This window comes from Paenibacillus sp. 10L310, from assembly GCF_056395745.1.
Genome location: NZ_JBFTKC010000010.1, coordinates 39,774 through 56,573, shown reverse-complemented (window position 1 = coordinate 56,573; position 16,800 = coordinate 39,774). Strand labels below are relative to the sequence as shown.

Sequence of the window (16,800 nt, the reverse complement as noted above, 5' to 3'; positions counted from 1 at the left end):
TGCCCATACCTCGGTATGAACAGGATGCCCAACTGCATCTAAAGTCATTCGGCTGTGTAACCTTTAGCCATGGCGATAAATAATCTCACGGCCGTCTGCATCGCGTCTTCATCAAAATCAAACATCGGATGATGATGCGGATAGATCGCATTTTTATCCGGGTTACCTGCTCCAACAAACATAAAGCACCCTGGAACCTTCTGCAGATAATACGCAAAATCTTCCGCTGGCATCAGCATCGGGGATGCTTGCACTCGTTCTGCCCCAAATAATTCTGTAGCTTCTCTGAAGAAACGTGCTGTCTCCTGTTCATCGTTCACCACAGGCGGATATCCCATAATATATTTCACTTGCGTCTCTGCTCCATATGCTGCCCCTGTCTGGGCTACCATGGTAAGCACGCGCTCTTTCATCCCGTTTCGGGTCTCTTCATCAAACGTTCTTACCGTACCGCTCATTTTGCATTGCTCTGCAATTACATTCTGAGCCGAGCCCGCCTGCATTGTACCAATGGTCAGCACCGCGGGTTGCAATGGATCAACCGAACGACTGACAACGGTCTGAAGCTGCATCACAAGCGCAGAACCCGCGATAAGACTATCTATCGTGGATTGTGGCATCCCGCCATGTCCACCTTTGCCTTTGATCTCAATGTAAAAATCGTCCGCCGCCGCCATCATCGGTCCTGCTTTACTGGCAACAACACCTACAGGCAGCGGAGTCCACAGATGAATGCCATATATGACATCCACGCCTTCAAGCGCACCATCCGCAATGACCTGAACTGCACCACCCGGAAGCAGTTCTTCTGCTGGCTGGAACAAAAAACGAATCTCGCCTTGGATCTCCTGCTTGTGACGGCTGAAATACAATGCCGTACCGAGCAAGATTGAGATGTGACCATCGTGGCCGCATGCATGCATTGCTCCTGCTTGTTGTGATGCATACTCGATATTCTTCTCATCCTGAATTGGCAGTGCGTCCATATCAGCTCGCAGCATGACGACAGGACCCGGCTTGTCCCCACGAATGGTACCGATGACCCCGTGGCCACCAACATGGCGCCTCACTTCAACGCCAAAGCTCTCCAACATATCCGCTACAAAAGAGGATGTCTTCTCCTCATGAAAGGAAACCTCTGGATTGCGATGAAGGTGACGCCGCCATTCCACCATGTGGATCTGCAGATCTTCCCACCATATATTATTAGTCATGTCTCTCCACCCTTTCAATCTTGAACGGGACTTGGATCAAGCCCGAACCTTCCTCTTCAAACCTATTGCTGTATATTGTAGCAGAATTGGAAGAAAACCGATACGAAACGCCTTTGGAAAGCTTGCACGGGAAGGGGAAACATACTATCATGAACTAGAGAAATACTCGAGAAATTATACTCGGAAGCTTATGAGGAGGATCAAACGCTTATGATTTTTGAGAATACAGGCTTGGATGGCTTGAAGAGCGACTTGGCATACCTGGATGAGAGCGCCGAGAAAGTCGGATTTGTCCGGTGGCAATGGGAATATTACCGTGCTACATATGACTACAAAATTGAAGATGAACTAACCAACTCAGAATACTTTGTACGCATTAATACCCGCGCTGTGGAAGGCAAATTGGAAAAACCGGATACCGTTCTTGCTGTTGAAGCAGTATACCTTGGCAAAGCCACTTTCCCTCACGGCCTGGATTATGACTCTTCCGTTCCGCAACCAGTCGTGAAGCTGGCAGCCCAAAAATTACAGCAGCTTAAAGAACTGCTGGAAGCATAGGCTGGGCCAAACGATGAAACAACAAACGGCCCAAACGAAAACGAAGAGAGGCACGCCGGATTTTCAACTGCTAATCCTCACTTTATTGTTGGTGGGCTTTGGACTGGTGATGGTATTCAGCTCCAGTTCCAGCATTGCAATCGCAAGCGAAAAATTTAACAATGATGCCCTTTACTTCACGAAAAAACAACTTATGTGGGCGATTATCGGTCTATTTGGCATGTTTTTTGCCATGAATATCCGCTTCAACAAGTACAAAAAGCTCTATGCACCATTTTTTCTGTTCACTACGGTACTGCTTCTCATTGTGTTGGTCGCAGGTAAGAAGGTAAACGGTGCCCGAAGCTGGATTGAAATTGTCGGCTTCAGTCTTCAGCCTGCCGAGTTTGCCAAAATTGCTATTATTCTGTACCTCTCTGCTCTGATTACCAAAAAAGGCGAGAAATTTAGAGTTCTCAAGACAGGGTATTTTCCCGTCCTGTTCATCGTTGGATTCATCGCAGGACTGATTATGCTGCAACCAGACTTCGGTACCACCTTCATCCTGGTGTCCACCTGTGGTCTCTTGATCTATGCCGGTGGAGCCAGTATGAAACATATCCTGGGTTCGATTCTCTTGGTTGTACTGGGTGGAGCACTGGCGTTCGGAGCGAACTCCCTGTTTTCTTCCATGTCTCCTTCCGACACAACGACTGCTGCAACAGCAGTGACTGCGGAGCAGAACTACAAGATCGGACGTATTCAAGCTTTCTTAAATCCATTATCCGATATTAATGGCGGAAGTCTTAACCTTTACCGTTCCCTTGTTGCCATTGGTGATGGTGGCATGACAGGTTCCGGGATTGGACAAGGTACGATGAAGCTGCACTATTTGCCAAATGCGTATAATGACTTTATTTTCTCCGTAATTGGTGAAGAACTCGGATTCATCGGAAGTGCCTTATTCCTGCTTGTTTACCTGTACTTCATCTGGCGAGGAATCATTGTCTCTCTTCGCTGTCCCGATCCATTCGGAACATTGGTCGGCATAGGTATCATGGGACTGATCGCGATTCAGGCATTTATCAACATTGGTGGTGTAACTCAGACCATTCCGGTGACGGGGGTCACGCTTCCATTTATCAGTTATGGGGGTACCTCACTCTTTGTGATGATGGTTGCTATGGGCATTCTGCTCAGTATCTCACGTACTAACAATCTGGACGTGATCAAGGAAGAGAAAACGAAGTCCGTGACTGTACAGACACAGACTCGTACCTCTCCTGCTCTTCGTTCACGGGAGTCCATCCGTCGGATTCGATAAAAAGCAACTCAAAAAAGGCTGTGCACCCAATGGATGCGCAGCCTTTTTCTGTGTACTAATTACTATTCTGTCTATCAAGATGAAGAACAGGTCAATATGACTCTGTCCTCCATTGCGGATTGCGATTTCTACAGATCGTCGCCTTTGAAAGATACGCCTTCTACCTTTACATTGACTTCAACCACGCGTAATCCGGTCATGGTCTCTACCGCTTCTCTTACATTCTGCTGAAGCATACGGGAAACTTCATGAATCGGGGTTTCGTACAGGACGATGATGCGCAGGTCAATGGCTGCTTCCAGCTGGCCGACCTCAACGCTTACGCCTTTCTGTACGTTTTTACCGCTGAGTCGCTTCGCCCAGCCCTCTGACAATCCTCCAGACATTGCGGCAATTCCGGGTGTTTCCATTGCAGCCATTCCGGCGATTTTTGCAACCACGTCATCGGCAATCCGGATGTTTCCGCTCTCCAGTTGAAGTTGTTCTGCCATGCCACATCCTCCTTCACTTCGTTACTCGTATTTTAAATCCTTTCCACCCCAAAAAGCAAATTAAACTCAAAAAGATGCGTTTACAACCTACCACCATTTGGTTATATTGAAATATGAAAATAATCTCATAAGCGATTTACAGTGTTATTCAAAACAAAATAATTTATAACCGAGGTGTTTGTTGTGAGAAACCGGATTTCATCCATTTTGCTGATTGCGTTCTTTGCACTCAGTGCCATCGCCCACTACTTGAAATGGGATTCGATTCTACAGTTCGTGATATCAGCCATTTCGGTTATTTTTGTGGCCGGTTTTTTAGGCAAAGCCACCGAAAATGTAGCCCACTACGCCGGACAGCGGCTAGGTGGATTCTTGAATGCCACCTTCGGCAATGCTGCCGAATTGATCATCGCCATTTTCCTCGTCAAAGAGGGGCTGTTCGACATGGTCAAAGCTAGTCTGACAGGTTCCATCATCGGAAATCTGCTGTTAGTGCTCGGGTTAAGTATTTTTGCCGGAGGACTCAAGTTCAAAATTCAGAATTATAATGTTTCCCTTGCAGGTCTGAATGGTTCCCTGATGATTGTTGCCATCATTGCCCTGTTTATTCCGGCAGTCTTTCTCAATACACATTCCATTACACAGAAAGACACCAATACACTTAGTCTCATCGTGGCCGGATTGCTCATCCTCGCGTATATTGCGTGGTTGCTATTCTCCATGGTGACACATAAGAACTACCTCGCAGACGTCACTGAGGATCGCGATGAAGAGCTACCTCATGAGCATGCTCCAGCATGGTCCAAGAAAAAATCAATCCTCTATCTGGTGCTCGCAACAGTCATGGTTGCCTTCGTCAGTGAATGGCTGGTGGGCACGCTCGAAGTCTTCACTTCGGAATTTGGACTTAGCGAACTGTTTGTCGGTGCATTCCTTGTGGCCATCATCGGTAATGCGGCCGAACACAGTGCAGCCATCATGCTTGCCATGAAAAATAAAATTGGAGCCGCCGTTGAAATTGCCGTCGGCAGCAGCTTGCAGATCGCACTCTTCGTTGCTCCTGTACTGATTTTTGTCAGCTACTTCACAGGCAGAACCATGGATATCGTATTCACAACGATTGAACTGGTCGCCATCGGCGTATCCGTATTTATTGCGAAGTCCATTACCCAAGATGGTTCAACGAATTGGTACGAAGGTTTACTCCTGCTCGTCGTATATATCATACTCGGTGTATCCTTCTTCCTGGTGTAACTAGGCCCTCACGTAGCCATGATTAAAATATACAAGCCACAAGAGGCAGCCCGAATTTACATCTGGTGCTGTCTCTTTGTTTGTATACGCCTTCCGGCTGGCTTGTATCCCCATCCCGTTCAGACGCACAAAAAAAGCATGCATAAACGCCTGCATGCCTTCTATTCTGACCCGCGCATTTGCAGGCTATTGCTCATTCTTCTTGTTCAAGGCTTCATATAAAATTGCCAAATTCCGCTCAAGCGCGCTAACCAGCTGCTTACCTGCACCTTCTGGAAGGAGCCCTGCACGAACAGCAAAATCAACTTCTTTGGAGAACCCATACATCTGTGTATCCAATACTTCCTCATAGAGAGGGCAGTAGCGGGTAGCCAGATTCTCCATCTGTACTTCAATAAGCTTCTGTATTTTATCTGCATCTTCTTGAAGAAGACTGATCGCTTTCAAACTCAGCTGGTCCTGCAGATCAGATGAAGTCATGCATTTTTCCCCCCTATGTCCCAAAAATCGCGTAAAGACGTTCTACCTCTAATATTAGACGAAATGAAGAGCTAATACAAGAACCTGACCAAAATAAGCCCGCAAAGTTAAGCCTTTTGTTGAAGCTTAATCCACCTGTTCCAGTCACGTCCAGACGAGTATTCAGATCATTCCATGCCAAAAAACACCCCTGCCAAAAAAGGCAAAGGTGCTTCTTGAGAGCTATTACTCAGATGCGATGCTTACATTCAGTCCATGCTTGGCAAATACTTCTGACATGGCTGCTTTTGCTTCAACTGCATCTGGACCATGAACATGCAGTTCATAGCTGTGCGTGCTGATCAGCGTTGTAAACAATCCGAGAATACTTTTTACATCGATATACTTGTTCTCCGAATGAAGCACGATTGAAGAAGTAAACTTGCCTGCTGTTTGAGCAATTTCTACTACAGCCGCGTTATTACTCGACATAGGAATCCCTCCGTCTTTTTACTATTGGTATCATCTATTAATTACCACTACATGATACCGTGAATCCGCTTTCCTAGCAACAGCAAAATCCTGTTCCTACTTCAAACGGTCCGGATTCAAGCATTCCAGCTCAGGAATGACAAAGATACCGTCTTTACGAATCAGCACATCGTCAAAATAAATCTCCCCGCCGCCATAATCCGGACGCTGGATCAATACGAGATCCCAGTGGATAGACGAGCGGTTGCCATTGTCGGTTTCTTCATAAGCCTGACCTGGCGTAAAGTGTAAGCTGCCTGCGATTTTTTCATCAAACAGGATGTCTTTCATCGGATGAAGAATATGCGGGTTAAATCCAATCGCGAATTCACCAATATGACGAGCACCCTCATCCGAATTCAGGATTTCATTCAAACGCTCTGTATCGTTACTTGTCGCTTCAACAATTTTGCCATCCTTGAACGTGAACTTGATATTTTCAAATGTCACTCCGTTATACAGGGTTGGCGAGTTATAACTAATCGTTCCGTTCACGGAATTGCGCACAGGGGCACTGTACACTTCGCCATCCGGGATATTTTTTTGGCCAGAACATTTCTCTGCACCGATATCTTTAATGGAGAAGCTCAGCTCTGTTCCTGGTCCGGTGATACGAACTTTATCCGTCCGCTTCATCAGGTTAGCAAGCGAGTCCTGCGCTTTGTCCATTTTGGCGTAATCCAAGTTACATACGTCGAAGTAGAAATCTTCAAACGCTTCTGTACTTGTATTGGCGAGTTGCGCCATACTTGCGTTAGGGTAACGCAGTACAACCCATTTCGTATGTTTGACACGTTGTTCACTATGTACCGGGTGGGAGTACAATGAATTGTACATTTTCATTTTTTCTTCCGGCACATCGGACAGATCATTCACATTTTCTCCCGCACGAATACCGATATAACAATCCATCTGTTTCATACGGTTCAGATCAATCTCTGCCCATGTTTTCATCATTTCTTCTGTGGCATTTTTCAGCATCGCACGCTGTACGGTTTTATCAGTCAACTGTACAAAGACGTTACCACCTTTTTTGCCTACCTCTTCAATAATGGCGTTAATCAGATCACGTTCCGATCCGATCATTTCAACCAATACATTTTCACCAGGCTGTACATCTACTGAATAACCCACCAGGTTTGCTGCAAGCTTTTGAATTCTTGGGTCTTTCATCTTGGTAAAATCCTCCTGTCATCTGCCATACTTGAATTGAACAACGGTAAATTACGATACTATTGTAGCACGCGAACAGTCATCCCGTCAGCAGGCAGTCCCTCACTTCGTTTATTGATATGACTTGAAGTTAACATCGGTGACAAGGGCTTCTTTGTTACTTTTACGGTTGTTGTCCGTGTAACTCATCTGACTTTCAGAGGATAAGCGAAGAGGTAGACTGCTCTTCCGATCTACCGTGAGATGATATACCGTCTGCACGCTCGCTTGTTTCATCATCTGTTGCATCGTTGTTTCGCCCTGTTTCCAAACTTTGTCCAGATCCTTCTCAAGCTTCTCCTTACGCGCCCCTTTCACCGTTGCTGCCTTATGCATATATTCTGCCCGAATGGCGTTCATTTCGTCGTTCAGCTGGGCTACAGCCCATGTTTTGGCGTCTTCCGGTGCAAGTTCAATCCGTAATATTCTAGTTCGACGACCGGACCCATATTCGGATTTGATGGTTTTGTTCATCTTATCGATTTTCTCCATTTGGGCAATTGGATTAAAACGAGAAAGAGACCCACGCAGCGGCTCATGCTGCGCTGACAATGCCATCCATTGCCCTTGTTTCCGCTCGAAAGAGGCGCTAAACCCACTGGGCTGTCCATTATTTTTTACGGCAGTTGCTTGAATGCCTGTCCCCACAGCAGTTACTTCTCCAGGTAATCGGGTCTGAAGGGTCAGACGATCATGATTCTCCAGCTTGCCTTCGAATTTGAACTGATTCTCAAACAGCCCACTGTTTTCCCGTCGAAGTCCTGCCTCTCCTTCAAAACTCAACGTTTCTTTTCCCGCTATCCCCGATAAAGCCAAGGAAAAGACCTCTTCAGGCGTTTGATCTCGCTGGATTAATCCACAACCCGGAACACCAATAATCACGATGCTCACAAATAACCATAATGTACGTACCGAATGGCGGTTAAACATGTCTATCTTCACCCTTCCATGAACTTTCTCCATAGATTGCCCCGCCCGTATACGCTTATACTTCCTTCTACACACATCTTGATTCTCCCATGCACAAAAAAAAGAGAACGACTCCGCAATTGGAATTGTTCTCTCTTAACGTGTTACATCCTGTTCCTCTACAACGATTCTGTTCCGACCACCATTCTTGGCGCTATACAAAGCCATATCAGCCCGATAAAATAAGGACTCTACACTGACCTTTTCATCCATCCAACTCCACTCTGCGATGCCACTGGATACCGTAACGGGCGGTCTGGTCTCTTCTGCGACTCTCTTTCGAATCACTTCCGCATAATCTAACGCCTGCCTTACACTCACCTGTGGCATATAGATCGCCAGTTCTTCTCCACCCCATCTGGCGCAGACATCCTCCGAGCGAACAGAGCTGGTGACGATCTCACTCACTTGCTTCAATACTTGATCCCCCGTCTGGTGTCCGAATGTGTCATTCACCTGTTTGAACTGATCAATATCCACCACAATGAGGGAGCCACAGAATTCATGAGCCTGTCGCTCGTGAATCACACTGTCCAGATAATGCCTCACGTACAGGCCTGTCAACATATCCAGATTAGCCAAGCGCCGAACCTCGGCATGCAGCGTGGCATTTGACAGGGCAAGCCCGATATGAATAGATAACATCTGCAAGAGCCTATAGTTATCATATGAAAAGTAGTGCTCTCTACTGTGTCCCAGCAAAATGGCACCCTTCACTTCACCATTGACTCTGATCGGTGATGCAATCAGTGACATGGATCCAGTATCTTCCATGAAAAAGGAGGACACTTTATCAAATTGCGCATAATTGGCTATAATAAGAGGTTCCTCTGTTCGATAGACCAAACCTGCGATACCGTAGTCTACAGAAAAGGATCGGTGAAAAACATCTTTCACGTTAGATGACATGACTTCGAAGTCATTGGTACTGTCATTGAGTTGAAGAATGCAACACGTTTCAGCCTGGAATATTTCCTTTAACTCTTGTTCGGATAGTTGATAAATCTCCGAAAGATGCAGACTCTTGTTCAACCGCTGTGTAAGATCATTAATTAAACGAAGTTCCTGAATTAACATATTGGATTGTTCATGCAACTTGGCGTTCTCAAAGGCCGTTCCTGCAGTGTCTACCATCATCGTAATCAATTGCAAGTCCGATTCTTCCATAATCTCTTCATTCATTTCGATATGGAACACACCGTATATGCCTTGTTTGCCTTTCAGCGGAATCCCTACATCTACAATGCGGTTCTCTGCATCATGTGAGCGAGCAACGATCAGCTTACCTTCCATAAATGAACGCACACAAATATCTTCTCCTCGCTCGTGGACAAGCAACGGTTTAATCCGTGGATCAGAGTTGCTCTGATCCTGAGACATATACAATTTGATATAAGTGGCCGGGTACAAGTAATCCATACTGTCAAATACCTCATCCAATATGGCCTCGACATCCATTTTGTCATGCATTCGCTGAACAATCTGAAAGAGGATGGACCTCCGGTGTTCCTCACGAGCTGTTTGTTCATGAGCATGTAACAGGTCCGTCATAAATATGTATTCGAATCTTCGGTAAAAGCAGGTGCGATAATGCAATGCCTCAGATTGAACCACAGCTTCAGACGTTTCATATCCATTGGATTCATAGATCACAGCAGTGAATACGGCAAACATATCCTTGTTAGTTCTGGAGAATAAGGGATGTGTTATTATAAGATATTCTCCGTGTTCGCTTGTCCCTTTAAGGGACAGGGCCTGTCTCTTATCCAAACATTCCAATACCAGCCTGCGTGCATTTACGCCCGGATCAGCTTCATGATCGCTATCGAATCCTATGCAATCACCTTCCGTGTTCCACACGCTGTAAAAGGTTGATGGTCTGGCCAGCCTTGAACCCACTCTGGAGTTCCAGTCACTGTATGCCTGCTCTAGCAAGCTGCCCAAATATGAAAAATCAAAAGGTGTGATATCCATTTTTTGCATCCACAACACATGCTCTTCATGAGAACGAGGAGCGGCAAAAGATGCGGAATCGCCCGAACTTCGTGAATTCAAGCTGGCAGGTAAACTTCTTAGATGTTCTAACATGTCAGGCGCTCCTTTGCACCGTTTTTGCATCCACCAGGATGCATTAATCTGCAGACGTTATCGCAAACCTGCAAATTCGTTGCGATAACCTTGTTACATAAAGATGATTTAAAGTTAAGATACAATCTATTTTACTCTGTTTAAACCATTTTTGCATCCATATTTCAGAAAATTGTCCCATTATTTTAGGCCCAATGACCTATCGACAAATTTAGACGTTTTTTTGCTTTTATTCTGCGCTTGACTTTATTTCTCTTAAACTGTAATATAAATTGTTGATGAAGACTACTAATGGGTCTTTAAATTTGGGCATTACCGGTTGTGTCACCCTCATTCTTTTTGTTGCTTTCAGGACAGCGGCTGAACTTTCCTGATCGTTCTATGCGTGGCCAAGCCCGCATCAACAAATTGGAGCGCAAACAGAGCCCTAATATGAACTTTAACTAAAAAGGAGCTACTTTAAACATGGCACGTTACACTGGTCCTAAATTTAAATTGAGCCGTCGCCTCGGCATTTCCCTTAGCGGAACAGGCAAAGAATTGAAACGTCCTTTCCCTCCAGGTCAGCACGGAGCTAACCAACGCAGAAAAATCAGCAACTACGGTATGCAATTGCAAGAAAAACAAAAATTGCGCCACATGTACGGTTTGGGCGAGAAGCAATTCCGCACACTGTTCTCTAAAGCTCAAAAAATGCAAGGTATTGCCGGTGAGAACTTCATGTTCTTGCTTGAGTGCCGCCTTGACAACCTCGTTTACCGCCTTGGGTTTGCTAACTCCCGCGCTGGAGCGCGTCAGTTGGTAGCACACGGTCACGTAACTGTAAACGGTAAAAAAGTCGATATCGCTTCTTACCAAGTAAGCACTGGCGATGTAATCGGCTTGCGTGAGAAGAGCCGCGCTCTCTCTTCCATTAAAGAAGCTTTGGAAGGCCGTTCGCATCTTCCAGCATACGTTGAATACAACGAAGCAGCTGTAGAAGGTAAATTCATCCGCTTGCCTGAGCGTGCTGAATTGTCCCAAGACATCGATGAAAAACAAATCGTCGAGTTCTACAACCGTTAATCGTTGCAATCACATTAAAGTTTCAACCCAAACAGCTGTCGAGATTTTCTCGACAGCTGTTTTTCTATGCTTTTTTTTAATTATCTTCATTATAGGAACGTAAATAACGATATAAAATATAGACTCCCTTCAGGAGAAGCACACATCCATATATACATCACAAGAATGACATCGAGGGGGATTAAAACATGCATTTTTTTCGCAATCGCAAGCTCGCTGTTAAGCTTGGACTTTTACTCGGGATCGTATTACTCTGTTGTATTGGAGCCCTGATTGCATTTAATACCAAATCCATTTACGACAAAAGCCTCCAGTACGGCGAAACCGTTGCTGGACAGGCAGCAAACCGGGCTACGAATGAGTTTATGACTGACATTAATCAGGTGAAAAACACGTTGGACACCATGAGTACCACGTTATTGGATGCCGCTCAGAACGGATCACTCAACCGTGAAGAAGTCGTCAGACTCCTTGAACAATATCTGAAGAAGGACGAGAAAGTTTTTGGCTTTTATACGGGCTGGGAACCAAATGCCTTTGATGGAGACGATGCGGAGCACATTAACAAAAAAGAATATGATGATGCTACGGGTCGATTCGTTCCATACGTTATACGTGATGGCAACTCCCTGCATTTTGAACCTATGCCTACTTATGAGGGAAGCGGTGAAACTAGTACTTACTATCAGCAGCCAAAGAAAACCAAATCCATCTATTGGTCCGAGCCTGTTACCTACACGGTTGGTGGAAAAGAAACACTGCTCGTTTCGATTGTCCTCCCTCTATTAGATGAAAACAAAACTTTTCTGGGCATTGTGGGGGCCGACTTTACCATTGATCGTTTTCAGCAAAATATAGCATCACTTAATCCGGATCAGGGTTATGCCATGCTTATTACTAGCGAAGGACARATTGCTGCACACGGCTCCAAACCGGAGCTGGCTCATGAAGGAGCCGTAATTCCATCTGAAATGAAGACAGTCATTCAGCGTATACAGTCTGGCGAGTCTCAGTTTTACGCTACAGACCCTGAAGTAGGTGAAGAACTGTTTATTGCCGAGCCTGCCAGGTTACAAGGAACAGATTCCAACTGGTACCTTGTATCGGCGTTGCCAAAGAGCCATATCCTTCAACCCTTCTATGACAGCTTGAACTGGTCCATACTGATTGCCGCAATGGCAGTACTTCTGCTTGCAAGTGTGGTTACCTACACCATCATCTCCATTGTTAGACAGTTGAATCAAGTTAATATCGTCGCTGGACAGCTGGCTGGCGGAGATTTGACACAAAAGTTACCTGTACGATCCAAAGATGAATTTGGCATCATGGCGGGTCATATGAATCAGATGATGGATACCCTACGTCATACCATATCGGTTATATCCGAACATGCTTTATCTGTCGGCTCCACCTCTCAACAGTTGACCGCAGGTGCCGAAGAAACAGGTAAAGCAGCCGAACTGATTGCATTAACAGGAGTCGAACTTGCAGATAAAGCAGGTAAACAGGTGCAGGAGCTGCAAGAGTCCTCCCGTTCCATGAATGAAATATCTGCAGGGATCGGAAGAATTGCAAAGGCCGCCTCCGATGTATCCGATTCATCGCGAACTGTGGCCGAACGAACAACCATCGGAACTGATAAGATTCAGTCCGCTATGCGTATGGTCGATAGTGCCACTTCTTCTGTGCAGACGTCGATGACCGCACTGGAGAATTTCCGCCAACGTTCGGAAGAGATTGGCCATATTACAGGCATGATCACGGAAGTTAGCCGTCAAACCAACCTACTTGCACTTAATGCTTCCATTGAAGCATCGCGAGCAGGTGAACACGGGCGCGGGTTCGGTGTTGTTGCTTCCGAGATTCGTAATCTGGCTGAACAATCCAGAGTATCAGCAGCGCAGATTGCAGCGTTAATTCATAGCGTTCAGCAAGAGGTCCTTTCTCTCGTTGAAAATATGGAACATGGGAATGCCGAGGTGAGCCATATAGCGGAAGTGATTAATGAAAGTGGTGAACTATTCCTCTCGATTTCATCACAGATTTCAGATGTTAATGAGCAGATTGAGCATGTCTCAGCCATTGCGCAGCAGATGTCAGCTGGATCACAACAGGTTGATGCCACGTTAGTGCAACTCAAAACCATTGGTCATGAGACAGCAGATCACGCAACTCATGTCGCCTCTGCCTCTGAGGAACAACTCGCATCCATGGAAGAGATTACGGCGGCATCTGCCTCACTGGCTAATCTTACCCAGGAACTATTAGAGCTGATTCAACGATTCAAAACCTAATGTAGAAGACCTCCATTACGACACATCATTCAGGCCACCCTATGCACCTCAGCATGGAGGTGGCCTGCTTATTATGGCTTACAACTCATGAAATGTGCTTCAATATCGCATGATATATAGCATAATGCATGGCAGAATGGCAAATTTCGACCATTACTTGTATTTCTCAGGCATGCAAACCCGCCTTTTTATGCTATAATAAGTGCTGTTAAAAGGAGGAAGACACTGAATGGTTGATGTTAATAAGAAAAAGCCCGATGAACAGCCTGTACGCAAACGCAGCTTTGCCCGCAGACTGGGAAGTTTCGTCAAATGGATGGTTGTCCTTGGATTTATGGGGGCACTATTTGTAGGCGGTGCTTTGATGGGATACGTCAGTTCCATTGTGAAAGACGAGCCTGTCCGTTCAAGGGCCCTGATTGAACAAAAAGTCAGCGAAAACTCCATCACAGGCTTTGCTTACTTTGCCGACGGCAGTCCGATCGGTCAATTACGTACGGAAGAAGACAGGCGTCCGGTCACTACGGACCAGATCCCACAGAAGGTTATTGATGCTGTCATTTCGATTGAAGACAATCATTTTTACGAACATAAAGGTGTAGACATGAGCGGAACACTGCGTGCCGTGAAACAGAAAGTGCTGAAAGAATCAGTACAAACCGGCGGTAGTACACTGACTCAGCAATTGGCGCGTCGTGTGTTTTTGAATCTGGATCGCACGGAAGATCGGAAAGTGAAAGAAATTTTGCTCTCACTCCGACTCGAACGTTTCCTGACCAAAGACGAGATCATGACAGCCTATCTGAACAAAGTTCCTTTTGGTAATGGTTCCAGCGGATACAACGTTTACGGAATCAAAGCGGCAGCCAAAGGATTGTTCAATATTAACGATCTGGAAAAAATCAACATCGCTCAAGCTGCTTATCTTGCTGGATTGCCACAACTCCCCTCCTCTTACTCCGCTTTTAACGGTAAAGGTGATTTTGTAGAGGAGAATTTTGACCGCGCAATCAACCGTCAGCATCTGGTACTACGCCGTATGCTTGAACTGGGCAAAATCAATCAGACCGAGTATGACAAAGCTCTTGCTTTTGATATCAAAAGCTCTCTCGCTCCGAAGACCATCAAGGCTTACAACACTTATCCATATCTTATGATGGAAACAGAACGACAAGCTGCACAGATTTTGATGAAACAGTTGAATTCCGACACAGCTGAATCTACAGACAAAGCTACGGATGCAGACACACCTCAGAAGGAAAGCAGTGCATTATTAGAGGAAGCTCAGACGCAACTGCGGACAGGTGGATATCGTATATACACGACCATCAACAAAAGTATCTACAAAACGATGCGTACCATTGCGGAAGATGACAGCAATTTCTCAGCAGATGATCCTGTCAAAGGAAAAGAACAAACTGCTGCTATGCTGATTAATCACAAAACCGGTGCAATTCTAGGGATGATTGAGGGACGGGATTTCCAGGATGAACAGATGAACTACGCAACGCAGATGATACGCCAGCCAGGTTCAACGATGAAACCTATAGCCGCTTATCTTCCTGCGCTAGATGAAGGTCTTGTTCAGCCAGCTTCAATTATTGATGACTCACCGATCATTCTCAAAAATGGTCCGAGCGGCTACCACATTGCCAAGAATGCCAACAACCGGTATCAGGGACTCGTCACTGCCCGCAGAGCACTGAATTATTCTCTTAATATACCGGCTCTGAAGTTGTTTAATGAAGAAGTAGGGATCGAGAAGGCTTGGACCTTCGCCAAGAAACTGGGGATTACCACCATTCAGAAGGAAGACTATCAGGCTCAGACCGGTGTTCTCGGTGGTCTCCAATACGGTGTAACCGTTGAAGAATTAACCAGTGCCTATGGTGCTATCGCCAATAATGGTGTATATAACGATTCTTACATGATTAGCAAAATTGTAGATTCCAAAGGAAACATCGTTTATAAACATGATACTGAACCTGTCCAAGCCTTCTCGGAGCAGACAGCATACCTGATGACCGATATGCTGCGGACCGTTATTACAGAAGGAACGGCAGATAAAGTACGTGAAAATTACAAATATTCCAAGAGTGTGCCAATCGTAGGTAAAACAGGTTCCACTCAAAACTACGCAGATGTCTGGTTTGAAGGTTATACACCAGATGTCACACTTGGCGTGTGGGTTGGATACAAACAGCCCGTGAATACGCTGGAAAGTAAATCACAGAGAAAACGTGCGCAGCAACTGTGGTCGAAAATCCTGAACGAAGTGATCGATACGCAAAAAGATCTGTTCGTTACGGATTCATTCAAAAAACCGTCTGGCATCGAAACGCGCACGGTGTCTGCATACAGTGGCAAGTTGCCAACATCCATGACTGATAAATTTGTTACGGATATTTTCAACAGCAAGTTTGTGCCGAAGGATAGCGATGACGGTGTAGCCAAAGCCAGGTACATTACTTACAATGGTGTAAACTATATTCCGCGTGACGGAACACCTTCGGACATGTTGAAGGAAAAAACAGTCATCAAGCGTAAAAAACCAATCTCGGATCTCATCATAGAATTGCAAAATGCATTCTCACGTATGAGTCGACATGAGTCACTTGCTTATTATCTTCCTGAAGATGCTGGTGCAGACATGCCAACACAGATTGATCCAAGGACAGATAACGGCAAAGCTCCTGATGCACCAGGCAACGTACGCATCTCAACCTCAGGTGACAGAGCTGTCATTACATTTAATGCCACACCTGAAAATGATGTCGTGGGTTATCGTTTGTACCGTTCTGTAAACGGTGGAGGATTCCAGAACCAGGGTCAGGTTGTCCTGACTGGTGAATCCAGATCATTCGCTGCATATGCAGCGCAAGGCGGTAACTTCGCCTTCTATGTAACGGCAGTGGATGTTGCCGGCAGAGAGTCTGCTCCTAGCGCTACAGTAAATAGTGCTGGTGTAGCTCCCCCTGTGGAAGAAGAGATTGATGAACCGATTGAAGTTCCAGGTACAGTCGTTACGCCGGGAGAAACGCAGACCGATAATACAACAACGACAGCCCCAGGCACACCTGGTCAAGTCAGCGTATCTGCCCTCACTCAAGGACTGCGTATTCAATGGGCGTCCAGTCCAAACGCAGATAGTTATACTGTATATTACAGTGAAACAGGTTCGGCTCCTTACACCAAAATTGGAACAACAGCGGGAAATACCATGGATTATGGAGTACCCGCATCGACCAGTGGATGGTTCAAGGTATCTGCCAGCAACAGTGCGGGTGAATCCGAACCTTCTGCAGCCCTACATTTTCAACCCTGATTCAGGCATAGCGTTCCAAAACAAGCCGCATCCTCAG

General features: G+C 45.7%; 13 protein-coding genes. 6 read left to right on the top strand and 7 right to left on the bottom strand.

Translation table 11 applies throughout. The features are described from left to right. Positions 1-44: 44 nt before the first annotated feature. Positions 45-1,214, bottom strand: coding sequence for a M20 family metallopeptidase (locus AC1DE7_RS20270; RefSeq protein ID WP_076318910.1), 1,170 nt, complete (start codon positions 1,212-1,214; stop codon positions 45-47). 210 nt (positions 1,215-1,424) lie between these two features. Here AC1DE7_RS20270 and AC1DE7_RS20265 point away from each other — a divergent pair, with 210 nt between their 5' ends. Both AC1DE7_RS20265 and ftsW read left to right on the top strand, forming a co-directional pair. Next, entirely contained in the window at positions 1,425-1,772 is a 348-nt protein-coding gene (locus tag AC1DE7_RS20265; RefSeq protein ID WP_036614650.1) for a YugN family protein, read from the top strand. Between the two features lie 13 nt (positions 1,773-1,785). Beyond that, positions 1,786-3,075, top strand: a complete 1,290-nt coding sequence (ftsW, locus tag AC1DE7_RS20260; RefSeq protein ID WP_127545425.1) for a putative lipid II flippase FtsW — start codon at positions 1,786-1,788, stop codon at positions 3,073-3,075. A 128-nt stretch (positions 3,076-3,203) separates the two neighbouring features. On the opposite strand, the gene AC1DE7_RS20255 is transcribed toward ftsW, so the two are convergent. Further along, positions 3,204-3,566 (bottom strand): Asp23/Gls24 family envelope stress response protein, encoded by a 363-nt coding sequence (locus AC1DE7_RS20255; RefSeq protein WP_017687428.1) that lies wholly within the window; start codon positions 3,564-3,566, stop codon positions 3,204-3,206. Positions 3,567-3,749: 183 nt separating this feature from the next. Here AC1DE7_RS20255 and cax point away from each other — a divergent pair, with 183 nt between their 5' ends. Beyond that, positions 3,750-4,820: a calcium/proton exchanger gene (cax, locus tag AC1DE7_RS20250; RefSeq protein ID WP_036674882.1), complete on the top strand. Its 1,071-nt coding sequence runs from the start codon at positions 3,750-3,752 to the stop codon at positions 4,818-4,820. A gap of 186 nt (positions 4,821-5,006) precedes the next feature. Here cax and AC1DE7_RS20245 read toward each other — a convergent pair whose 3' ends face one another. From AC1DE7_RS20245 to AC1DE7_RS20225, 5 genes are all read right to left on the bottom strand, one after another. Then, entirely contained in the window at positions 5,007-5,300 is a 294-nt protein-coding gene (locus AC1DE7_RS20245; RefSeq protein ID WP_036614657.1) for an Fpa/YlaN family protein, read from the bottom strand. A gap of 225 nt (positions 5,301-5,525) precedes the next feature. Next, positions 5,526-5,771, bottom strand: coding sequence for an HPr family phosphocarrier protein (locus AC1DE7_RS20240; protein WP_036614658.1), 246 nt, complete (start codon positions 5,769-5,771; stop codon positions 5,526-5,528). A gap of 96 nt (positions 5,772-5,867) precedes the next feature. Then, positions 5,868-6,983, bottom strand: coding sequence for an aminopeptidase (locus AC1DE7_RS20235; protein ID WP_076328038.1), 1,116 nt, complete (start codon positions 6,981-6,983; stop codon positions 5,868-5,870). Between the two features lie 111 nt (positions 6,984-7,094). After that, the gene (locus AC1DE7_RS20230; RefSeq protein WP_477535056.1) at positions 7,095-7,985 is read right to left on the bottom strand and encodes a hypothetical protein; all 891 of its coding nucleotides are present in this window, start codon (positions 7,983-7,985) and stop codon (positions 7,095-7,097) included. A 102-nt stretch (positions 7,986-8,087) separates the two neighbouring features. Next, positions 8,088-10,079: a sensor domain-containing diguanylate cyclase gene (locus AC1DE7_RS20225; RefSeq protein WP_477535055.1), complete on the bottom strand. Its 1,992-nt coding sequence runs from the start codon at positions 10,077-10,079 to the stop codon at positions 8,088-8,090. A gap of 465 nt (positions 10,080-10,544) precedes the next feature. Between AC1DE7_RS20225 and rpsD the strand changes: the two genes are divergently transcribed. The 3 genes from rpsD (at position 10,545) to AC1DE7_RS20210 (ending at position 16,763) form a co-directional block, all read left to right on the top strand. Next, positions 10,545-11,144, top strand: coding sequence for a 30S ribosomal protein S4 (gene rpsD / locus AC1DE7_RS20220; RefSeq protein WP_017687421.1), 600 nt, complete (start codon positions 10,545-10,547; stop codon positions 11,142-11,144). Between the two features lie 188 nt (positions 11,145-11,332). Beyond that, positions 11,333-13,438: a methyl-accepting chemotaxis protein gene (locus AC1DE7_RS20215; RefSeq protein ID WP_477535054.1), complete on the top strand. Its 2,106-nt coding sequence runs from the start codon at positions 11,333-11,335 to the stop codon at positions 13,436-13,438. 229 nt (positions 13,439-13,667) lie between these two features. Then, positions 13,668-16,763 carry a transglycosylase domain-containing protein gene (locus AC1DE7_RS20210; protein ID WP_477535053.1) on the top strand — a complete coding sequence of 1,032 codons (3,096 nt, stop codon included), beginning with the start codon at positions 13,668-13,670 and terminating at the stop codon, positions 16,761-16,763. Positions 16,764-16,800: the final 37 nt, after the last annotated feature.